Source organism: Mesorhizobium sp. WSM3879, from assembly GCF_002294915.1.
In the GTDB taxonomy this organism is placed as follows: Bacteria; Pseudomonadota; Alphaproteobacteria; order Rhizobiales; family Rhizobiaceae; genus Mesorhizobium.
This window is the reverse complement of record NZ_NSFZ01000001.1, coordinates 545,693-565,967: the sequence shown is the minus strand read 5'-3', so window position 1 is coordinate 565,967 and position 20,275 is coordinate 545,693. Positions and strand designations below refer to the sequence as shown.

The following is a 20,275-nucleotide window of genomic DNA, read 5'->3' as shown; positions in this document are numbered from 1 at the left end:
CTGTTACCTGTCCTCGATGATCCTCAAATAGGCCGCGGTCACGATCAGCACGATGAAGCCGAAGAGGATGCGGCGGCCGCCTTCGGGCATATGCAGGATGGTGAGCAGCGTCGTCAGCACTGTCAGGATCAGCGCGCCGACAATGGTTCCCATATAGCCGCCGCGGCCGCCGAAGATCGAGGTGCCGCCGATGACGGCGGCAGCCACCGAAGGTAGCACCAGCGGCTCGGCGAGCGACAGCGAGGGCGCCTTGATCAGGCCGATATAGAGCAGGCCGGTGATGCCGGCGAGCAGGCTGGAGATGACATAGAGCGCCGTGATCACCTGCCAGTAGCGGACGCCCGAAAGCCGTGCAGCGCGCTCATTGTCGCCGACGGCGTAGAGCAGGCGGCCGAAGCCTGTACGGTTCAAGGTGAAGACGATCAGCACCGCCACCGGCACGAACAGGAAGAGCGCGTTGGGGAAGCCGTAGGTGAGACCGGTGCCGAGCCAGTTGAGGAAATCCGGAATCTTGGCGCCGGAGGCGATCACGGTGCGCTGGTAGACCTGCAGGAAGCCGGTGCCGATCAGGCTGGTGCCGAGCGTCATGATCAGCGGATGGACGCGGAAGACGCCGACGCCGACGCCGTTGACGAGGCCGATCAGCACCGCCGGCAGCATGGCGAGGATGAAAGCCACCGTCGGATCCTGGTTGACGATTTGCGTAGCCATGATGAAGGCGCTCATCGTCGCCACCGTGCCGACCGAGAGGTCGATGCCGCCGGTGAGCATCGTCATGGTCTGACAACCGGCGAGGATTGCCAGCGGAATGGCGAACTTGGCGGTGTTCGCGATCCAGCGCTCGTTGACGATCCCGGGGCGAAGAACCTGCAGGATCAGCACCAGTATGACGAGCAGGACGATCAGGGGAATGAGCGGCCGGTCCGCCATGAAGCGCTTCAGGCGGCGGCCGAGCGAGACCGGCTGGGGCATGGTCGCGCTGTTCGTCATGGTGTTGCTCCTGCCGGGCGGCCCCGGATGGTGATGAAGGCGCCGAACATCACCACGGCGACCATGATCGCGCCCTCGATGATGGCCGTGACGTTGGGATCGATGGCTAGAAGCGTCAGGTCGGTGCGCACCAGCCTGAGCACGAAGACGGCGATGATCGGCCCGAGCAGCCCACCCTTGCCGCCACCGAGCGCGACGCCGCCCAGCACCACCGCCGCGACGCTGGCCAGCAGATAGGGACCGGGGATCGGCGCGCCGATGCCGGTGCTGATGGTGAGCGACAGCCCGCCAAGTGCTGCGAACAGGCCGGAGAGCGCGTAAGCGACGATCCTGGTGCGGGCCACCGGCACGCCGCTGCGGAAGGCGGCGAGCTCGTTGCTGCCGATGGCGTAGATGGAGAGGCCAAGCCGCGAGCGCCTGAGCGGGATCCAGATGACGAAGAGGCAGACAAGCAGCAGCACCAGCGCCTTCGGGACCCAGGCATCGGCCCAATCCGGCAGGCCGGGGATCGGCATGGTGCCGACGACGGTGGCCTTCAGCCACTCGGCGGCTGCGCCGCCGGGCGCGTCAAGCACCAGGAGCGCCGCGCCTTGCAGGACGAATAGCGTGGCCAAAGTAACCACGATATCCGGCACTCGGGTCACGACGATCAGGAGGCCGTTCAGCGCGCCGAGCACAAGGCCCATGGCCAGCACGAAGGGCACGACGAAGTACGCATATTCCTCGCTGGCGCCGTTCATCATCGAGGCGGCGGTGACGCTGGTCAGCGCCATCATGGCGGCCACCGACAGGTCGATGCCGCCGGCGATGACCACCACAGTCTGCGCCGCGACGGCGAAGGCGTAGGGGAGAACCGCCCGCGCCAGCGAGCCGAAGTCGCCGCTGCCGTAGCCCGGCTGGATCAGCTTGGTGACGACGAACAGGAATACGAGCAGGGCGAGCAGGCCAGCGACCCAGCCCTGGCGGCGCAGAAAGCGCATCATGGCGTGGTCTCCGCGTCGGACGTTGGCCTGACATCGGCAAGGATGCCGACATCCGCCTTGGCGCCGCGCGGCAGGCCGTAGGCGGCCCGCATCAGAGCCGGCTCGTCGGCGAGCTCGACCGGGAAGGTGTCGACGACACGGCCGCCGAAGATGACGATGACGCGGTCGCAGACACGCTGCACTTCCTCCAGCTCGGATGTGTAGAAGAGGACCGATTTGCCGAGGCCGGCGAGCTCGCGCAGCAACTTGTAGATTTCCTGCTTGGTGCCGACATCGATGCCGCGCGTCGGGTCGAAGCAGAGGATGGTGCGGGCATCTGCCGCGATCCAGCGGGCAATCGTCACCTTCTGCTGGTTGCCGCCGGAAAGGCGCTGGACCTCGCCCTGCGCGCGGGTGTCGATCTGCAGCCGGGCGATGGCGCTTGAAACCACCATATGCTCGCGGCGCACCTTGATCGGTCCCCATTTGCGCAGCGCAGCGCTGAAAGGCAGCGCGATGTTCTCGCGCACCGAACGCTGCATGGCTAAAGCCTCCGTGCGGTCACCCGGCACGTAGGCGAGGCCGGCCTGGATGGCATCGCTCGGATGGAAGAACTTCACCGGCGCGCCATCGACGGCGATCGTGCCGCCGGCCGGGCGGATCGAGCCGGCAAGGGCGGCGAAGAGCTCGTCCTGGCCCTGGCCCTCGAGCGCGACGACGCCGGCCACCTCGCCATTGGCGAGATCGAAAGAGACGTCATGCAGCTTCGTGCCGAGCTGCAGGTTGCGGACCGAAAGCCGAGGGTGGCTGTCCTTCACGACCGGCGCTTCGCTTGCCGTGCGCGCCGCGGCGACGCTGGTCTTCTCGATACGGGCGCCAAGCATCATCTCGACGATCTTTTCCTCGACGCCAGGCTCGATGTCGACGACGCCGACGGTTGCGCCGTCGCGCAGCACTGTGGCGCGGTCGCATAGCGCGGAGATCTCGACGAAACGGTGCGAGATGAAGATGACCGAGCGGCCGCTGTCGCCCTGGCGGCGAACGACTTCCAGCACCTTTTCGGCAAGGTTGGCGGGCAGCGCGGCCGTCATCTCGTCGAGCAGCAGAACGTCGGGCTCGGCGGCGAGCGCGCGCGCTAGGTCGAGCACACGCAGGACGGCCAGCGGAATGTCGCGCGCGGTCTCGCGTATGTCGAGGTTCGGAATGCCGAGCTCGCGCACCCAGGCGCGGAACGGCTCGACCGGCGTGCCGGTGAGCCTGAGATTGGAAAGCACATCGAGGTCGGGGATCAGCGCCGGTTCCTGGTAGACCGGCAGCAGGCCGGCGCGACGCGCGGCGGCCGGAGAGCGGACATCGCGCGCCTCGCCGCGGATCAGGATGCGGCCGGCATCCGCCGGGATCGCACCGGTCAGGATCTTAACAAGGGTCGACTTGCCGGCGCCGTTGGCGCCCATCAGCGCATGGACTTCACCCGGCAGCACCGATAATGATGCGTCACGCAGCGCCGACACCGCGCCGTAATTCTTCGCCACGCCGGTGGCGTCCAGCAATGTATGGTTCGGCAATTCGTTCGTCGTCAAAACCAGCGTTCTCGCATCAAGCGCCAAGGACGGCAGGTTCGCACCTGCCGTCCCGGCGACCCTATCTCCCGCAGCTCCTTATCGCAAAACCGTAGGATGCTTTTTGCGACATCTGCGGAGTTGAAGTCGCTCAGGCGACTATTCGCCCGGACCCTTGCAGGCGACGATCTGCTCCTTGGTGTAGGTGGTCCAGTCCGGGATAGAGATCGAGACCGGCCATTCGGGGCTGAGCGACGGGTCGGCGGCCGCCTTCAGCTTGGCCTTGCCTTCCTCCGTGACATTTTCCCAGAGCTGCGGCTCGACCAGAACGGTTTGCTGCGCCGGCTTCTTGCCGTCGAGGATCTGCAGTGCGAGCGAAACGCCGGCGCCGCCGATCGAGCCGGGATTGGTGACGGCAGCGCCGACCAGACCCTTAACCGTGTTCAACTGACCGACGAAGCCGGCATTGTCGGCGCCGACAACCGGCACCATCGGCGCCTGCTGCTCGACCAGAGCGTCGACGATGACGTTGTCGATGCCGGAGGTCCAAATGCCGTTGATCGGCGTTCCGGTGGCGAGGAAGGACAGGATCTGCTGCTTGGCCTGGTCCTGCTGCCAGCCGGTGAAGACTTCCTGCGCGACCTTCACGTCGGGGAATTCGGCCAGCGCCTTCTTGAAGCCCTTGTCGCGGTCGCTGTCGGCGGAAGCACCGGCGGCGCCGCGCATGTACAGCACCTCGCCCTTGCCGCCCATCTGCTGGAACAGCCACTTGGCGCCGAGATAGGCATACTGTTCCTGGTTGTTGGAGATGATGTATGCGGACGGCTCGGTCACCGCCTGGTCGACAGCGACGACGACGATACCGGCCTTGGTGGCTTCCTCCAGACCGGCCTTGATGCCGGCCGGATCGGCCGGGTTGACGACGATGGCGTTTACCTTGGCGCTGATCAGATTGCGGATGTCCTCGAGCTGGCCGGCGGCGTCGGTGTTGCGGTGGGCGATGTTGAGCTTCGCCACTTCGCCGGAGGCGAGCGCCTGGGCCTTCATGGCGCAGATCATTTCCTCACGCCAGCCATTGCCCTGCACGGTGTTGGAGATGCCGATCGTGTATTTGCCTTCGGCGGACGACACGCCCACCGAGGCAAGCAAGGCAGCGCCGGCAAGCAGCGGGGCCATGGTCAGGTATTTCTTCATTTCAGTACTCCTCCACATTGATTTCAGTTCCTGGGCTCCGAAACGATCGAAGCCTAGCCGTTTGTCCCCTCATTTGACGAAGGGGCGCAGCACGTCGCGAGCCAGCAGAAAACCGCGCTTGACCTTCTCGTCGCTTCCCTCGAACCGGCGGTCCTCATGCTCGATGACCACCGGCCCGTCATATCCAGCCCGGTAAAGGCCCGAAAAGATGCTGCTCCAGTTGATGTCGCCAAGCCCCGGCATGCGTGGCACCTGCCAGCCTATGCCTGCGGAAAGGATCCCGCGCTCATACAAACCATCATGATCGATCATCAGGTCCTTGGCATGCACATGCAGCATGTGCGGGCCGAACTCGCGGATGAAGCGTTCCTTGTCGATCATCTGCCAGACGAGATGCGAGGGGTCGAAATTCATGCCGACGTCGCCGCCCCAGGCCTCGAGAATCCGGCGCCAGACATAGGGCGAATAGGCGATGTTGTGTCCGCCCGGCCATTCGTCATAGCTGAAGATCATCGGGCAGTTCTCGAAGGCGAGCTTGACGCCGTGCTCGCGCGCGTGGGCGATGATCGCGGGCCAGATTTTCTGCGCGGCCTGCCAATTGTCGTCGACAGTCTTCGAGGCGTCGCCGCCGCAGAAGGTGTTGACGGGCGAGACACCCATTCGGCTTGCCAGCACGATCACCTTCTTCAGGTGATCGATCACCGCATCGCGATGCGCCTGATCGGGATGCAACGGATTGGGATAGAAACCGAGACCGGAGATCGTCAGGCCCTTGCCGGCGAGCTCGGCGGCAATGTCCTTGGCTTGCGCGGGGGAGGTGCCGGCGGCGTCGATATGGCTGGTGCCGGCATAGCGGCGGCTGGCGCCCGAAGTCTTCGGCCAGCAGGCGATCTCGAGCGCTTCGAAGCCGGCCGAGTTCGCCCAGTCGGCGACATCGCCGAGGGAAATATCCGGAAATGGTGCCGTGAGCAGTCCAAGCTTCATGATGCCTCCCGCTTCGTACTATGCAGATCGTGCTGGTCGCTTCAACCGTGCATCTGTTGGATCAGCGCACACATGTCTGACAAAGGCCATCGGATCATCTGACAGCAAACCATCGAGGCTGGTGACGACATTTGCGTGGAACATGTCGCTGGCGGCAAGTGACGGATGGAAGATGGCTTCGACGGCAAGGATTGCATTGGCAAGGGCCCTGCTGTCCGAACCAACGCGATCGGCGATGGCCGCAATCTTTTCGGCAAAAGGATCGGACACCTGCCAGGCGCGGCCGAAGCGCGACGATGCCTTGATCAGATAGGCTATCCAGCCCGCGACCGGAACCGACAGCAGCGCGATGCTTTGGCCCTTAGCCAGGCGATCACTGACCGGGTTGAGCAGGCGTTGGACGATCTTCTGCGAGCCGTCGGTAGCGATCTGGTGATTGCGGTGGCGGATCGCCGTGTTGGCGAGGCGCGAAAGGCTTTGCTCGACATAGGCCGACGGCGAGATGCCGGGCACGGGCATCAGCGTCGGCAGCGTCTCTTCCGTCAGCATGCGGCGGACGAAGGTGGCAAGCAACGGGTCGGCCATGGCATCCGATGTGTGCTCGAAGCCGCCCAAAACGCCAAGATAGCTGAGCGTCGTCTGGGCGCCGTTCAGCACCCGCATCTTGAGATGCTCGAACGGCGTGACGTCGTCTACGAAAGCGGCGCCGATGCGGTCCCAGCGCGGCACGCGGCCGGCGAAGCGGTTCTCGATCACCCATTGCCGAAAGCGCTCGCCGACGACGACGGCGCTGTCGCGATAGCCGAAGCGCTGCTCGACCGTCTCGATATCGGCCTCGGTCGTTGCCGGCGCGATGCGGTCGACCATGGCCGAGGGGAAGGCGACATTGGCGGCGATCCAGTCCGCCAAGCCGTTGCCGCGCCGCTCGGCGAATGTCTGCACGACATTGCCGAGGATAGTGCCGTTGGCCGGGATGTTGTCGCAGGAAAGCAGCGTCACCGGGCGGCCATGCGAGCCCATGCGCAGCTCAAGCGCTCGTGCCAGGATGCCGGGCACGCTGCGCGGGGCCTCAGGGTTGGCGAGGTCGTGGACAATGTCGGGATGGTCTAGGTCGAGCGCGCCGCTCGACGGGATGTGGCAATAGCCCTTTTCGGTCACCGTCATCGTGACCATCTCGATATCAGGCGAGGCGAGCACCTCGAGTGCGGGCGCGGCGCTGTGCTGGCTGTCGACCACGCGGACGATGCTGCCGATGACGCGGGCCTCGACCTCGTTGTTCTGACGGATGAGCCGCGTATAGAGGCCGTCCTGCCGGCCGAGCGTCGCGGCGAGCACGGGAGGCCGGATGTTGATGCCGACCAGTCCCCAGCGGTCTAAATCGTCCGCCAGGAGGTCATCGGTGTATTCAGCCTGGTGGCAGCGGTGAAAGGCGCCGACGCCGATATGGGCAATGCCCGGCTGCAGCGCCGAGCGAGCGTAAGCCGGTCTGCGGACTTCAGGCGGCACAACGCCGAGCAGGGCGGGGCCGAGATTGGCGGAGGGTGAGATGCTCACCGGTTCGCTCCGATCACCCATTGCTCCTGGTCGATCAGCGCGCCGGTCATCGGCCCGGCCGCGTCGGAAAGCAGGAAGACGGCGAGGTTCGCTACGTCGGCAACGGAGAGTAGCCGGCCGAAGGGCTGCGCGGCATTGGCCGCGTCTAGCCAGCCCGGGCCGTGGCCGAGCGTTTCGGCCTGCATGACGCGTTCGGCGGGCGTGTCGGTCCAGCCGACATTGATGCCGTTGACGCGGATGCGATCGAAGCGGTGCGCGTTGGCGGCATTCTTGGTCAGCGTCGCCAGAGCGCCCTTGGTGGCGGAATAGACGGCGAGGTCCGGCGCGCCGCAATGCGCATTGATCGACAGGATGTTGACGATGGCGCCGCCTTGTCCGCGCTTTTTCATGTCGGCGATCGCCGCCTGCATCAGGAAGAACGGCGCACGCGCATTGACGGCGAACAATGATGTCCAGTCGTCGAGGCCGGCATCGACGAAGGAGGTCCGGTCGGTCAGAGCCCCTGCATTGACCAGCCCGTCGATGCGGCCGAAGCGCTCGGTGCATGCGGCGGCGAGCAGGGCCGGAGTCTCCGGGTCGCCGAGGTCGGCTGCCAGGAAAGCGGACGGCGCCCCGATCGCCGACAGTTCCGCCGCGACCGCTTCGCCGCGCTGCCGGTTGCGGCCGGTGATCAGCAAAGCTTCGGCGCCGGAACGGGCGGCCGTCCAGGCAATCGCGCGGCCGATCCCTTGCGTCGAACCGGTGATCAACAAGACCTTGCCGTCGAGCCGAACCTCCATTCCTCCTCCCGGAACAAAGTTTCTATTTTCTCGAATATGGAACAGCAGTTCCTTGCAGTCAACTGCGCCGATCAGCCTGTCCGCCGCGCGACGACGCCGTGGACCAAAGCCATGCCGACGGCGAGCGAAGCGGCGAGCGAGCGGAAGCCTGCGAAGTCCTGTTCCACCACTTCCAGCCAGGTGTCGGAGAGTTTCACCAGCGGTGAGAAGGTGCTGTCGGTGATGGCGACGATGCGTGCTCCGCGATCCTGCGCGAGGGCGACCAGGTCTGGGGTGATCGAGTTGTAAGGGCTGAAGGAAACGGCGAGCACCGCGTCGCGCTGGCTTATGCAGCCGACTTGATCGAGCGCGGTCGAGCCGACATTGTCGACCAAGACGTTGCGCACGCCCTGTTGCGACAGCGTCAGCGACAGATAGGTGGTGACCGGGAAAGCGCGCTTGCTGCCGATCACATAGATCAGCTCGGCTCCCGCCAGCAGGTCGGCCATCTTCTCGAAGCTGTCGGTGTCGAAGCCATTGCCGATGCGGTTGAGCGAAGCCTGCGAGGCGCCGACCATGCCGTTGAGGAAATGCAAGTCGGCGTGGGGTTCGGCTGCTGCCGGTTCCTTGTTGTCGCGCGTGCGTCCTTCCGGCCAGGAGCCTTTCATGTGGTCCTTGAACAGGCCCTGCAAGTCGGAAAAGCCGGCATAGCCGAAGATCTGCGCGAAGCGTACCAGCGTCGAGGGCTGCACGCCTGCCTGCGCCGCCACCTGGGCGATGGTGCCAAGCGCAACGTCGCTCGGATGCTGCCATAGGAAGATGGCGACCTGGCGCATCCTTTTCGGGAAATGCACGGTGCCGGAGGAGAGCACCGCGCGCAGCTCCTCATAGGTTTGTGGTTTCGTGTGGCCAAGTGCCGCCAGCGAACGGCCGCGTTTCCGGGTAACGCTCTCGCCGGGTGAGGTTCGTGCGCCGCTCATAAGATGGGCCGGATTTGAGCTGTTGTACGTGAGGCGACCCGAACTTGCGGTGAAGATCGCGAGTCGCCGACGGTTGGAAAAAGGGGAGAATTCAAAACTTGAAGCGATTGTCTTGCTTCCATCGCCTCGACAAGCCGGCGGGTAGCCATGCGACCCTTCACCATCCGAACCCTCCTCCACCGGTCTCGCACAAGGCTAGTGCGGCACGATCGTTTTACAAAACAAAATTTGGAAAGGCTGTTCGAAATTGGGGAGGCGCCTCCTATAGTCCCTGTGCTGGACGGCATCCGGGAGGACCCGAACCATGGTCTACGCAACCGCTGACGGAACCTTACGCAAGCGCCTGACGGTCGGCATGGTCGGCGGCGGTCGCAACGCCTTCATCGGCGCGGTTCATCGGTTGGCCATGCGGCTCGACGACCAGATCGCGCTGGTGGCGGGTGCGCTGTCCTCGGATGCCGAAAACGCCGCGGCATCGGCCGCCGAGATCGGCATCGCGCCGGAGCGCAGCTATGCCGACTACCATGCGATGGCAAAGGCCGAAGCGGCGCGGACGGGCGGCATCGAGGCGGTGGTCATCGTCACGCCCAACCATCTGCATGCGCCGATCGCCACTGCTTTCCTGGAAGCCGGCATCGACGTCATCTGCGACAAGCCGCTGTCGACGACGCTTGCCGAAGCTGAGGCGTTGGTGGCGCTCACCAAGGCGAAGAAGCGCCGCTTCCTCGTCACATTGAACAACACCGGTTACGCCATGGCGCGGCAGGCGCGCGAAATGGTGGCAGCGGGCGAACTCGGCCGCATCCTGTCCGTGCACGGTGCCTACATCCAGGACTGGCTGACGCAGCCGATCGACGCGCAAGGCCAGAAGCAGGCCGAATGGCGCACCGACCCTGCGCGCGCCGGGCAATCGGCGGTGCTTGCCGACATCGGCGTGCACGCCTTCAGCCTGGCGAGCTTCATCTCCGGCTTCGAGGCTGACGCCGTATCGGCGGACCTTTTCACCGCCGTGCCAGGTCGTCGCCTCGACGACAACGCGCATGTCCTGGTGCGCTGGACCGGCGGGGCGCGCGGCACCATCCTCGCCAGCCAGACTTCGCCCGGCCACTACAACGATCTTTCGGTGCGCATCTATGGCGACCGGGCCGGGCTCGAATGGTCGGGCACGCGGCCAGAGGAACTGCGCTTCGCGCCGTATGGCGAGGAGGCCCGCACGCTGGTGCGCGGCGGCCACGGCCCGACGGCGGAAGTCCGGCGCGTCTCGCGCATGCCGGCGGCGCATCCCGAGGGCTATATCGAGGCCTTCGCCAATTTCTACCGCGATGCCGCCGACATCATACGCGCGCATCGAGCGGGCACTGCGGTTGATGTTGGGCGCGCGGCGCAGGTACCGGACGTCGTCGACGGCGCTCGTGGTGTGAAGTTCGTGGCGGCGGCAGTGGAGTCGAACGCGGCTGGAGGAGCCTGGACGCCGGCGCGGTTTGAATAGACGCCGGCTTGGTGCTTTAGATCGTTCAATCCGCTTTACAATGCGCGGCGGCGCGACCGGCCGACGTGTGGCCAATCAGCCGAACGGCCGAGGTCGGCCTCATCGATGACGTCCCGCACCGATATGGCCTCGTGGCCCTGCACCGAGCGCACCCGAGTGCTTGGGAGGCACGTCGTTCTCATCCGGATTGGGAACGGGTTCCTCGTCCGGCAGCCTCTCCGGATCCGGTTCGCGCATCGGTTTTGGGTCGGGAAACGGCGGCGGCGTGGGGACCGGCGTTGGCGTGGGGTCGGGAGTGGGGAGAATAGCCATAAGCTGGTCCCTCGTTGCGCTGGCGGAGCAGTCCGCGAGATGCGGTTTGGGCGACCGGTATCTGCCCGACCAGAACATGATGGGTAGAGCCGCCTCATCCGACGCTTCATCGACACCTGATCACCGGCGGCTGACGCATGGCAGAACGGCCTCGACCGGGGATGGTTCCACAGCGATCCCGCCGCGCTTCGGCGGGGTCGGACACGAATGACGATCAAATGATTTCCCGTCGCCCATTTCGCCCTTGCCGGCGCCATGCAGCGCCTTAGTTCCGTTTGCGGGGCGGGTGATCATCTGCCGACATAGGAGGCGGCCTTGAAGCACCAAACCGTAGACCAACTCAATGCCGTTGCCGACGTTCATGCTGAAGCAGCGGTTCTCATCGCCAGTCGTGGCCAACGCCTCGAACGCTGGGCGCAACTTCTCGAGCAGGATCCCGGCCGGCGCCTTATGGCGCTTGCGGGCACCGAATATGCCACACCCGACGTGCGCGAAAAGATGCGTTCCACCGGATCGCCGATTACTGTCGCCTTCGAAGACCCGATCTTTCGTGCTCAGGGCCTCAAGGACGACACCTACGGCGAAGCAAAGCGCTTCTTCGAACTCAGCGACTGGCAACTGCACGAGGTCGTCTGCCATTGCCATGTCGGCGCCAATCTGCCGGCACGCTGGGCGGCGTCCCGCGTTCGCGCGGCCATCTCTCCAGGCTCGGGCATTCTTGCCTGGCTGAGATCGGTGTTCATGCACTAAGACGACTGCCGCGGTTCGAAGAACCGCGGCAAGTTCAATCCTTATCGGAGACGGAGGGGAGTTGTCCCCAGCCGTCGGTAGCTAGAGCGATTCACCGTTTTGCGAGAACGTCGAACCGCTCTATCTTTTTGCTTTCGCTCATTCGGCTGTTGATGCAATTCCGGGCGAAGTTTGAGACTGTGTCTGGAACTGCTCTAAGGGCTGCCTGCGCCGCACCTCCGCTCAGCGATCGATCTCTCCGAACACGATATCCAGCGATCCGATGATGGCCGCGACATCGGCGATCATGTGCCCGCGCGACAGGAAGTCCATCGCCTGAAGGTGGGCGAAAGACGGCGCACGTATCTTGCAGCGGTACGGAACATTGCTGCCGTCAGAGACAAGATAGACGCCGAATTCGCCTTTGGGCGCCTCCACCGCGGCGTAGACCTCGCCCTGCGGCACATGATGGCCTTCGGTGTAGAGCTTGAAATGGTGGATCGTCGCCTCCATGGAACGCTTCATGGTGGCGCGCGGCGGCGGCGTGATCTTCTGGTTCGGTACGGCGACCGGGCCGTGCCCGTCGGGCAAGCGTAGCTTCTCCAGACATTGCCTCATGATCCTAACCGACTGCCGCATCTCCTCCATGCGCACGAGATAGCGGTCGTAGCAGTCGCCGTGCTTGCCGACCGGAATGTCGAAATCCATTTCGGGGTAGCATTCATAGGGTTGCGCCTTGCGCAAATCCCAGGCCGCGCCCGAGCCGCGCACCATCGGGCCGGAGAAACCCCATGCCCAAGCATCGTCCTGTCCGATCACGCCGACGTCGACATTGCGCTGCTTGAAGATACGGTTTTCGGTCAGGAGTTCATCGAGATTGCTCAATGTTCCCAGGAACGGATCACAGAAATTCCAGATGTCGTCGAGCAACTCTCCCGGCAGATCCTGATGCACGCCGCCGACCCTGAAATAGTTGGCATGCATGCGCGCGCCCGACGCGCGCTCATAAAAGACCATCAGCTTCTCCCGCTCGGCGAAGCCCCAGAGCGGCGGCGTCAGCGCGCCAATATCCATCGCCTGCGTGGTGACGTTGAGCAGGTGCGACAACAGCCGGCCGATCTCGCAAAACAGGACGCGGATAAGCTGTCCGCGCCGGGGAACCGATATTTCGAGCAGCTTCTCGGCGGCGAGGCAGAAGGCATGCTCCTGGTTCATCGGCGCCACATAGTCGAGCCGGTCGAAATAGGGCAGGGCCTGCAGATAGTTCTTGTATTCGATCAGCTTCTCGGTGCCGCGGTGGAGCAGGCCGATATGCGGATCGGCGCGGTCGACGATCTCGCCGTCGAGTTCCAGCACCAGCCTGAGCACGCCATGCGCCGAGGGGTGCTGCGGTCCGAAGTTGAGCGTGAAGTTGCGAATTGCGGTTTCGGCCATGGCGGCCTCTTCGCGGACTCTCGTTTTTTTTGGCGCGCGGCGGCGCCGATCATGTCGTGGTCTGGATGATCAGCGTCAGCGTGCCGTCGCCATCCATGTTGGCGGCGACGACCTGCGAGGAATTCAGCCCGTTCGCATGCAGAACCGATACCGCCTCGGGCGAGGCATCGATCGATTTCTGCAGCCTGGCCAGGTCCGTGGCGGTTGTCCTGGTGACCACGGCTTCGGCCTGGACCTTGATCTCTGCGGGCAGGTCCTCCATCGCCACCACCACGACGTTGGTAACGGTTTGGCCGGAACTTCCCGGATCGGGTTGCACCTGGTCGAGCCGACGTTGTTCAGCCGGGGGCAGAACCTGGGGCGGTTGCGGATCGGCGCGTTGAGCCGAGACCGGCTGCGCCAGGGCAAGGGTCGAAAGAGCGAGCATCATCGTCACCGTCCGCATCGTCTTTCCTTCCATGTCTCGAAGTCTGACGACACAACCCCTCCGCCCGGCGATGGTTCCGGCCAGGAGGGCAAGTGACGGTAAACGTCGGCGGGCGACGGCTGGATATCTCACACAGTCAACACTGACAGCGCGGCAGCCTGCAGGCGTTCGAACGCGGCAAAGCGCCTGTCGTGGCAGGCAGCGAGCGCCGCGTTCGGCGAATAGACCTCGCCCACCTCCGACATCGCCGCCATGGCCGCGGGAAGGTGGGAGTGGCGCCCGGCGGCGACCGCGCCGAGCATCGCTGAGCCGAGCAGCACCGGCTCGGGGGACGTTGGCGCGTAGACCACCTTGCCGGTGGAGTCGGCGATGAGCTGCCGCACGAGCGGGCTCTGCCCTGCGCCGCCGCTGATGGCGATGGTGTCGGCCTTGATGCCGCGGCCATGCATGGCCGCCAGGATCTGGCGGGCGCCATAGCCGAGGCCGCAGAGGCCGGCGACATAGAGCGCGACGAGACTGTCGGCCCCGGTCGCCATGTCCAAGCCGGCGATCAGTCCGCGCGCGTCGGGATTGGCCAAGGGGGCACGATTGCCTAGAAATTCGGGAACGACATGCAAGCCGCCGACCAGTCTGTCCGCCTTCGCCGCACCGCCATGCCGCTCCGCCTCCTGCGCCAGCCACTGGCTGAGGTTCTGGCCGCCTCGCGCCGCGATCCCTGCCAGCCCGACGGCGGCGGGGTGCATGCCGACCAGGCGATCGATGGCGGCGCCCGCGGCCGACTGGCCGCCTTCGTTCAGCCACAGCCCCGGCACCATGGCGGAGAAATAGGGCCCCCACACGCCCGGCACGAAAGCCGCCTGTTCGGTCGTCGTCATGGTGCAGGCCGAAGTGCCGAAGACATAGGCCATGCGCGTGGTCACATCGCCGGCGCCGCCGCGCGCGCCGACCGAGCCGATGCCGCCGGCATGCGCATCGATCATGCCGGCGGCGACCGGCGTTCCGGGCAAAAGGCCAAGCTCGGCCGCCGCCTCGCTCGTCAAGCCGTTGGGCAGCGCGCTCCCCGGCGCCACGACCTCGGTGCCGATCCGGGCAAATTCCTCATCCGCGAGCGCGCCGAGCCCGACCTTGCGAAAATAGCCATCATCCCAGCGTGCCTCATGCGCGAGATAGGTCCATTTGCAAGTCACCGTGCAGGTCGAGCGCGCCAGGCTGCCGGTGGCGCGCCAGGTGAGGAAATCGGCGAGATCCATGAACTGCCATGCCGCGGCGAAGGTCCGCGGCATGTTCTCGGCGAGCCATAAGAGCTTCGGGGTTTCCATCTCGGGCGAGATTGTGCCGCCGACATAGCGCAGCACATCCTCGCCGGTGCCGTTGATCCTGCGCGCCTGCTCGGTGGCGCGGTGGTCCATCCAGACGATGATGTTGCGCTCGCGATCCCCTGACGGGCTGACCGTCAGCGGCTCGCCACCCGGCCCTAGAACGACAAGCGAGCAGGTGGCGTCGAAGCCGATGCCATGCACCGACTGCGCCGAGATGCCGGCAAGCGACACCGCCTCGCGGACGGTCGTAGCAACGGCGCGCCAGATGTCATTGCTCGATTGCTCGACGATATGGCCCTCGGCATGCCAGGTGGCGATGTCGGCCTTGGCGGACGCAAGCATGGCGCCCGCTTCGTCGAAGACGCCCGCGCGGGCACTGCCGGTGCCGATGTCGATGCCGATGAAATGACTGCTCATGACTTCAGATCCTTCGCCCGATCCGTTCGGTTGCTATACGTCATTGCTTTGCCGCAGGATGACAAGGTCGCGGACGGTGATGTCACCTTCGTTCCCTATCGGTGTTGCCGTTCCGGCTAGCGGCGCAGGCAAAGCTTTGCCTTGCCGCGCACGTTTGCCCATGCCAATTCGACGCCGCTGCTTGTCGTGCCGGCTGGCTAGGCCGCTTTCGCCAGGTTGATGTTGTGCAGTGTCAGCCGCCGGAAATGCGAGGGCGTCATGCCCTTTTCGGCGAGAAACTGCCGGTTGAAGTTGGAAAGGGTGTTGTAGCCGACCTCGAAGCAGATGCTGGTGATCGAAGCCTGCTCGTCGCTCATCAGCATCTGGCAGGCCAGGTTGATGCGCAGCCGCTTCACATACTGAACCAGCGTCATACCGGTGTGCTGGCGGAAGGAGCGGGAGAACACACTGGGCGACTGGCCGGCGATGGCGGCCAGGTCCGTCTCGCTGAAGGGCTGGGTCAGGTTCTCGCGCAGATAGGCAAGCGCCTTGTTGATGCCGGCCGACATATAGCCCGACGGATCGGGCAGGTAGCTCGCGCTGGCCAGCATGCGCGCGCCTTCGGCGCGGCTGAGCAGACCCATTATCATCATGAACAGCTCGATGCGGCGCACGCCTTGCGAATTCATGATCTCTTCCATCAGCGGGCCAAGCTGCTTGCTGGTCTGGCGGCTGAACAGCACGCCGCGGCGCGAGGCTTCGAGCACCGGCGTCAGCGCCGCGAGCTCGGGGAAGGTGTTGATTGCGCCGTCGATAAAGCCCTCATTGAACTGAATGATGCGGCAGCGGAGCGGCACCGTCGCGTCCTTCGGCACATCGCTCACCCAGTTGTGCGGCAGGTTGGGGCCGGTCAGCACCAGATTGCCCGGCTCGAACTCGCCGATGAAGTCGCCGACGAAATAGCGGCCGCGGGTGGCGACGATGAGATGCAGTTCGTATTCCGGATGGAAATGCCAGCGCACCGTGCGGAACGGGTAACCGTGCGACCAGGCAGTGAAAGACTCGCCCGGCCTGATCTGCACAACTTCAAGATCGGGTTTCATCGCTGCTCCTCCCGTATTGAAGCCAAGGCGCGTCCCCTCTACGACGCGCCGTCCGGTTTCGGCCTCATGTCAGCCAAGCTATCGAGCCGACAAGATCTTCGCCACCATGTTCGCGCCACTCCATTGGTACTTTTTTGACTATTCTGAGCCTCCACGGCGCTGAGCGGCGCCTCAAACGACGCCGCGTTCCTCGCTCCTTATGCGGAAGGCATCGACGGCGATCGCAAGCAGGATCATCGCGCCGCCGATCATCTGAATGTAATAGGCCGAGACGTTGATGAGCTGCAGGCCGGTCTGGATGACGGTGATGAGCAGCGTGCCGCCGAGCATGCCGATGACGCGGCCGCGCCCGCCGAACAGCGAGACGCCGCCGATGACGGGTGCTGCCACGGCATAGAGCAGCGTCGTGCTGCCGACGGTCACGCTGACGCCGCCGAGATAGGAGGTGTAGAGGAAGCCGGCCACTCCAGCGAGGAAGCCGGAAGCGCTGAAGGCGCCAAGCCTCGCGCGCTTGACGTTGATGCCTGCGGCATTCGCCGCCCGGCGGTTGCCGCCGGTGGCATAGAGGTTGCGACCCCAGGCCGAATAAGCAAGCACGACATGCGCCAGGAGATAGGCGACGAAGAGGGCGATCGGCATTACCGGCCAGCTGCCGATGGTGGCGCTGCCTATGTAGCTGTAGCCTTCATCGGTCACCACCATGGTGCGGGCCTGGGTGGCGCCGAGCACCGCGCCTTGCAGAAAAAGCCCCATGGCCAGCGTCGCGATCAGCGAATTCATGCGCAAATAGGCGACGAAGTAGCCGTTGAGCAGACCGACGAGCACCCCGGCAACGATGGTGATGAGCACGGCCAGCGTCCAGTGGACGCCGAACTGCTGCATGGCATAGGCGCCGATCATGCTCGAGAAGACCAGATTGCCGACCACCGAGAGATCGATCTCGCCGATCAGAAGCGTGAAGGAGACCGCAAGCACCAGCACGCCCAGCGTGGTCGCCTGCACCAGCACGTTCTGCAGATTGCCTTCCGAAAGGAAGAAGGGATTGAGGAAGCCGGCGAGGATGCTGAACACGATGATCAGGATCCAGACCACATTGTCGAGAAGGAATTTCTTGCTGGTCATGTCCGATACTGCCCCTGTCATCGCGCCGCTCTCGCTTCGGCGATCGCATCGATGGTGATCTCGGCGCCGCGCAGCATCCGCGCGATCCGACCCTTGGAGAAGATCACCACGCGGTCGACGAGGCGCTGCATCTCTTCCGGGTCCTGCGCGAGCAGAAGCACGCTAACGCCCTTCTTCGTCGCATCGTTGATCAGGCGGTGGATCTGCTCCTTGGCGGCGACATCGACGCCGACGGTCGGCTCGTCGAGCAGAAGCAATCTCGGCTTGCGTTCCAGCAGCCGGCCAAGCAGCACCTTCTGCTGGTTGCCGCCAGACAACTCGCCGATCTCCTGGGCGCCGCTGCCCATGACGATCTCCATGGCGCCGCGCGCCTCGCTCATGCGGCGGTTCATGCCGGCGCCGCTCACCAGCCAGCCGAGCGATAGCGGCCAATTGCCGAGGTTGAGGTTCTCGGTCACCGACATCGAGCCGACCAGGCCTTCGCCGATGCGGTCATGGGTGAGGTAGGCAATGCCCGAGCCGAGGCTCTGCCCCGGCGAGCCGAGACGCGCTTCCCGGCCATCGATCAGGACGGCACCGGCCTCGATGGGCAGCAGGCCGCCCAGCGCCCGCATCAATTCCTGCGGCCCTTCGCCGAGCAGGCCGACGAGGCCGACGATCTCGCCGTGGCCGATCGCAAGATCGACCGGGCCGCCGCCGGAAAAGGATAGCCCGCTGAGCTCGATGGCCGCGCCATGATCCTTGCGGGCGCGGTGGAATTCGGCGACGTCGGCGCCGGTGATGACGCGCGCCATGGCCTCGGCCGAAAGCTCCGCCGCTTTGCCGCTGGCGGTCACCTTGCCGTCGCGCAGCACCGTGTATTCCGAACAGAGCTGGCGCACCTCGTCGTTGTGGTGCGAGATGTAGATGAAGGACGTGCCGCGTTTGGTGAGGCTTTCGACCCATTCCAGCAGATGGAGCCGCTCGGCCGCCGCAAGGCCTGCCGTCGGCTCGTCGAGAATGATCAGCGAGGCTTCGGCGGCGACCGCCTTGATGATGGCGAGCCTGCGCCTGTCGCTCGCACCGAGGTCGCCGGCGCGCCGCCTCGGGTCGACCGGCATGCCATGGCTTTCGAGCTGGCGCGCCGCCAGGCGGCTGAGCGCGGGCCAGTCGATCAGGCCGTAGCGTCTCGGCAGATCCGGCAGCAGAAGGTTCTCGCCGATCGAAAGGTCTTCGAAGATCTCCGAATGCTGCGACAGAAGGTGGAGTCCGCGCTTCTTGCGCGCCGGCAACGGCAGGACCGACACGTCTTCGCCGTTGAGCAGGATCGAGCCGGTGTCGAGGCGCAACAGGCCGGCGATGATGTTGGATAGCGTCGATTTGCCGGCGCCGTTCTTGCCGAGCAGGCCATGGATCGCGCCGCGCGACACGCTCAGCGAGACGCCGTCCAACACCGCAAGCGGGCCGAAGCGCTTGAAGATGTTGTCGACGGTAAGAACAGCGTTGGCGCCGTCCTGCGCGAGACTATCGGGCACGATCGTGCCGTCGGCGATGACCATTGGGATAACCGGCAATCTCGAAATGAGGTGAGAACGCGATGGGCGCGTTCTCACCCGCCTCGTCGGCTGCGATCTCAGCCGGCGTTCTGCTGCATCTTCCACACCTGGGTCACGACATTGGCCCAGTGGCGCGGGTCGTCGGCATTTTCCTTGGTGAGGAAGTAGGGCGGGATGGTGAGCAGCGGGCCGGACGGGCTGTCGGCGATCGTGCCCTTCTCCCAAAAATACTTCTTGTTTTCGTAAGGTCCGATCGGAACCGGCTTCCCTTTCAGCGTGTACTCTTCCAGCAGGTCAACGACGATCTCGACATAGGCGATCGGGTCCTGCGCAATGTCGGCGTCGATCTCACCCGCCTTCACCCATTCCAGCGCATTCGGCGAGGCATCGATGCTGGTCAGGATGATGTGCTTCTCATGGCCGACCGGAAACAGTCGTTTCTGCGTTTCGAGTGCCTTGCGGGCATCAACAACGAAGATGTCGGTCGGCATGTGGATGGCGTCGAGGTCCGGCCGCTCGCGCAGCGTCGCCGAGACCACGGCGAGCGCCTGCTCATGCTGGTTGTTCTGCGGCCGCGAGATGATCTCGATGTCGGGATATTTGCTCTTAAGCGTGTCCTCGAAACCGTCTTTGCGGTCGCGCAGCGCCACGGCGGTCAGCGAGCCGTAATTGTTGAGCACGCTGCCCTTCGGCGAGCCGTGCTTCTTGGTGAGCAGCTCGGCGGTCTTCTCCGCCGCCATGACGCCCGACAGCTTGTTGTCGAAGGTCACCGAAGCGGCTACCTCTCCGCCGGTAAGCACGGTGTCGACCATGCCGAGCGGCACGCCGAGCGACTTCGCCTTCTTGCTCAGTGGGATGAGCAGCTCCGAATCCAGCGCGTCGGAAATGAGGTAGCGCGGCTTCTGCAAGAGCAGGCTGTTCCAGTCGTTGACCTGCGCGTTGGCATCGCCATTGGCGTCCTTGCCGACGAATTCCAGGCCGAGGCCTTCGACCTTGCGCTTCAGCGCCTCCTGCAGCACGACGAAGAAGAAGAAGCCGAGATAGCCGGTCTCCCAGGCCACAACCTTGGAGGTCGTGCCTTGCGCCGCGGCGCGCTCGCCGCCCGCCAGCAACAGGCCGCCGGCAGTGGCTGCCGCGCCCTGCAAAAGCGCGCGGCGGTTCAATGTTAAGCTCTTGGTCTCGCAACCCATGTCTCGCTCCCTGAAATGGTTGGAATCTTTGCCGGTAGAGCTTTCCACCAAGCCCGCCCGGCGGGGCACTCAGCCCAAACATCCCCCGGAACGTTTCCTCCCCCGGACGATCTGATCAGGCTAGGCGCGCGCTATCCGGCCAGCCACCACGTTCCGGGGCGGGTGTTAGTACTTTTTTGATTCCGCTAGTGAAAGCCGAGGCCGCGATTACGACTGCGCTACAACATGCTCGACCTCC

At 64.9% G+C, this 20,275-nt stretch carries 18 protein-coding genes; 2 read left to right on the top strand and 16 right to left on the bottom strand.

The window, feature by feature from the left end; genetic code table 11:
- Window positions 1-3 precede the first annotated feature (3 nt).
- The 8 genes from CK218_RS02710 to CK218_RS02675 all read right to left on the bottom strand — a co-directional run bounded on the left by CK218_RS02710 (window position 4) and on the right by CK218_RS02675 (window position 8,981).
- Complete coding sequence (locus CK218_RS02710; protein WP_095826765.1) at window positions 4-990, bottom strand: ABC transporter permease; 987 nt, start codon at window positions 988-990, stop codon at window positions 4-6.
- Entirely contained in the window at window positions 987-1,973 is a 987-nt protein-coding gene (locus CK218_RS02705; protein ID WP_067003944.1) for an ABC transporter permease, read from the bottom strand. The genes CK218_RS02710 and CK218_RS02705 overlap by 4 nt, the downstream gene beginning before the upstream one ends.
- On the bottom strand, window positions 1,970-3,517 hold the full coding sequence (locus CK218_RS02700) for a sugar ABC transporter ATP-binding protein (RefSeq protein ID WP_095826871.1): 1,548 nt from the start codon (window positions 3,515-3,517) through the stop codon (window positions 1,970-1,972). Before CK218_RS02700 ends, CK218_RS02705 begins: the two co-directional genes overlap by 4 nt.
- Window positions 3,518-3,670: 153 nt before the next feature.
- Window positions 3,671-4,705: an ABC transporter substrate-binding protein gene (locus tag CK218_RS02695; RefSeq protein ID WP_095783499.1), complete on the bottom strand. Its 1,035-nt coding sequence runs from the start codon at window positions 4,703-4,705 to the stop codon at window positions 3,671-3,673.
- A 69-nt stretch (window positions 4,706-4,774) separates the two neighbouring features.
- Window positions 4,775-5,689: a sugar phosphate isomerase/epimerase gene (locus tag CK218_RS02690; RefSeq protein ID WP_095826764.1), complete on the bottom strand. Its 915-nt coding sequence runs from the start codon at window positions 5,687-5,689 to the stop codon at window positions 4,775-4,777.
- 18 nt (window positions 5,690-5,707) lie between these two features.
- Window positions 5,708-7,243 (bottom strand): mannitol dehydrogenase family protein, encoded by a 1,536-nt coding sequence (locus CK218_RS02685; protein ID WP_245434847.1) that lies wholly within the window; start codon window positions 7,241-7,243, stop codon window positions 5,708-5,710.
- Window positions 7,240-8,022, bottom strand: a complete 783-nt coding sequence (locus tag CK218_RS02680; protein ID WP_095826762.1) for an SDR family oxidoreductase — start codon at window positions 8,020-8,022, stop codon at window positions 7,240-7,242. Before CK218_RS02680 ends, CK218_RS02685 begins: the two co-directional genes overlap by 4 nt.
- A 71-nt stretch (window positions 8,023-8,093) precedes the next feature.
- On the bottom strand, window positions 8,094-8,981 hold the full coding sequence (locus CK218_RS02675; RefSeq protein WP_095826761.1) for a MurR/RpiR family transcriptional regulator: 888 nt from the start codon (window positions 8,979-8,981) through the stop codon (window positions 8,094-8,096).
- 304 nt (window positions 8,982-9,285) lie between these two features.
- Here CK218_RS02675 and CK218_RS02670 point away from each other — a divergent pair, with 304 nt between their 5' ends.
- Window positions 9,286-10,470 (top strand): Gfo/Idh/MocA family oxidoreductase, encoded by a 1,185-nt coding sequence (locus CK218_RS02670; protein WP_095826760.1) that lies wholly within the window; start codon window positions 9,286-9,288, stop codon window positions 10,468-10,470.
- 99 nt (window positions 10,471-10,569) lie between these two features.
- On the opposite strand, the gene CK218_RS31020 is transcribed toward CK218_RS02670, so the two are convergent.
- The gene (locus tag CK218_RS31020; RefSeq protein ID WP_095783597.1) at window positions 10,570-10,782 is read right to left on the bottom strand and encodes a hypothetical protein; all 213 of its coding nucleotides are present in this window, start codon (window positions 10,780-10,782) and stop codon (window positions 10,570-10,572) included.
- Between the two features lie 315 nt (window positions 10,783-11,097).
- Between CK218_RS31020 and CK218_RS02660 the strand changes: the two genes are divergently transcribed.
- Entirely contained in the window at window positions 11,098-11,532 is a 435-nt protein-coding gene (locus CK218_RS02660; RefSeq protein WP_067003930.1) for a hypothetical protein, read from the top strand.
- A gap of 222 nt (window positions 11,533-11,754) precedes the next feature.
- On the opposite strand, the gene CK218_RS02655 is transcribed toward CK218_RS02660, so the two are convergent.
- The 7 genes from CK218_RS02655 to CK218_RS02625 all read right to left on the bottom strand — a co-directional run bounded on the left by CK218_RS02655 (window position 11,755) and on the right by CK218_RS02625 (window position 20,037).
- Window positions 11,755-12,945, bottom strand: coding sequence for an NADH-quinone oxidoreductase subunit D (locus CK218_RS02655; RefSeq protein WP_067004196.1), 1,191 nt, complete (start codon window positions 12,943-12,945; stop codon window positions 11,755-11,757).
- A 49-nt stretch (window positions 12,946-12,994) separates the two neighbouring features.
- A complete protein-coding gene (locus CK218_RS02650) occupies window positions 12,995-13,375 on the bottom strand; it encodes a hypothetical protein (protein ID WP_245434845.1) in 381 nt (126 codons plus the stop codon).
- A gap of 125 nt (window positions 13,376-13,500) precedes the next feature.
- A complete protein-coding gene (locus tag CK218_RS02645; RefSeq protein WP_095826759.1) occupies window positions 13,501-15,108 on the bottom strand; it encodes an FGGY-family carbohydrate kinase in 1,608 nt (535 codons plus the stop codon).
- A gap of 197 nt (window positions 15,109-15,305) precedes the next feature.
- Window positions 15,306-16,190 carry an AraC family transcriptional regulator gene (locus tag CK218_RS02640; RefSeq protein WP_067003926.1) on the bottom strand — a complete coding sequence of 295 codons (885 nt, stop codon included), beginning with the start codon at window positions 16,188-16,190 and terminating at the stop codon, window positions 15,306-15,308.
- A 171-nt stretch (window positions 16,191-16,361) separates the two neighbouring features.
- Entirely contained in the window at window positions 16,362-17,312 is a 951-nt protein-coding gene (locus CK218_RS02635) for an ABC transporter permease (protein ID WP_164746842.1), read from the bottom strand.
- Window positions 17,313-17,329: 17 nt separating this feature from the next.
- Complete coding sequence (locus CK218_RS02630) at window positions 17,330-18,850, bottom strand: sugar ABC transporter ATP-binding protein (protein WP_095826758.1); 1,521 nt, start codon at window positions 18,848-18,850, stop codon at window positions 17,330-17,332.
- A 74-nt stretch (window positions 18,851-18,924) separates the two neighbouring features.
- Window positions 18,925-20,037 (bottom strand): sugar ABC transporter substrate-binding protein, encoded by a 1,113-nt coding sequence (locus CK218_RS02625; RefSeq protein ID WP_095826757.1) that lies wholly within the window; start codon window positions 20,035-20,037, stop codon window positions 18,925-18,927.
- Between the last annotated feature and the right edge of the window lie 238 nt (window positions 20,038-20,275).

Excerpts from the sequence above, each read along its gene's own strand:
- CK218_RS02710 (WP_095826765.1), bottom strand. The coding sequence starts at position 990 with ATGACGAACAGCGCGACCATGCCCCAGCCGGTCTCGCTCGGCCGCCGC.
- CK218_RS02705 (WP_067003944.1), bottom strand. The coding sequence starts at position 1,973 with ATGATGCGCTTTCTGCGCCGCCAGGGCTGGGTCGCTGGCCTGCTCGCC.
- CK218_RS02695 (WP_095783499.1), bottom strand. The coding sequence starts at position 4,705 with ATGAAGAAATACCTGACCATGGCCCCGCTGCTTGCCGGCGCTGCCTTG.
- CK218_RS02690 (WP_095826764.1), bottom strand. The coding sequence starts at position 5,689 with ATGAAGCTTGGACTGCTCACGGCACCATTTCCGGATATTTCCCTCGGC.
- CK218_RS02680 (WP_095826762.1), bottom strand. The coding sequence starts at position 8,022 with ATGGAGGTTCGGCTCGACGGCAAGGTCTTGTTGATCACCGGTTCGACG.
- CK218_RS02675 (WP_095826761.1), bottom strand. The coding sequence starts at position 8,981 with ATGAGCGGCGCACGAACCTCACCCGGCGAGAGCGTTACCCGGAAACGC.
- CK218_RS02670 (WP_095826760.1), top strand. The coding sequence starts at position 9,286 with ATGGTCTACGCAACCGCTGACGGAACCTTACGCAAGCGCCTGACGGTC.
- CK218_RS31020 (WP_095783597.1), bottom strand. The coding sequence starts at position 10,782 with ATGGCTATTCTCCCCACTCCCGACCCCACGCCAACGCCGGTCCCCACG.
- CK218_RS02655 (WP_067004196.1), bottom strand. The coding sequence starts at position 12,945 with ATGGCCGAAACCGCAATTCGCAACTTCACGCTCAACTTCGGACCGCAG.
- CK218_RS02650 (WP_245434845.1), bottom strand. The coding sequence starts at position 13,375 with ATGATGCTCGCTCTTTCGACCCTTGCCCTGGCGCAGCCGGTCTCGGCT.
- CK218_RS02645 (WP_095826759.1), bottom strand. The coding sequence starts at position 15,108 with ATGAGCAGTCATTTCATCGGCATCGACATCGGCACCGGCAGTGCCCGC.
- CK218_RS02640 (WP_067003926.1), bottom strand. The coding sequence starts at position 16,190 with ATGAAACCCGATCTTGAAGTTGTGCAGATCAGGCCGGGCGAGTCTTTC.
- CK218_RS02635 (WP_164746842.1), bottom strand. The coding sequence starts at position 17,312 with ATGACCAGCAAGAAATTCCTTCTCGACAATGTGGTCTGGATCCTGATC.
- CK218_RS02630 (WP_095826758.1), bottom strand. The coding sequence starts at position 18,850 with ATGGTCATCGCCGACGGCACGATCGTGCCCGATAGTCTCGCGCAGGAC.
- CK218_RS02625 (WP_095826757.1), bottom strand. The coding sequence starts at position 20,037 with ATGGGTTGCGAGACCAAGAGCTTAACATTGAACCGCCGCGCGCTTTTG.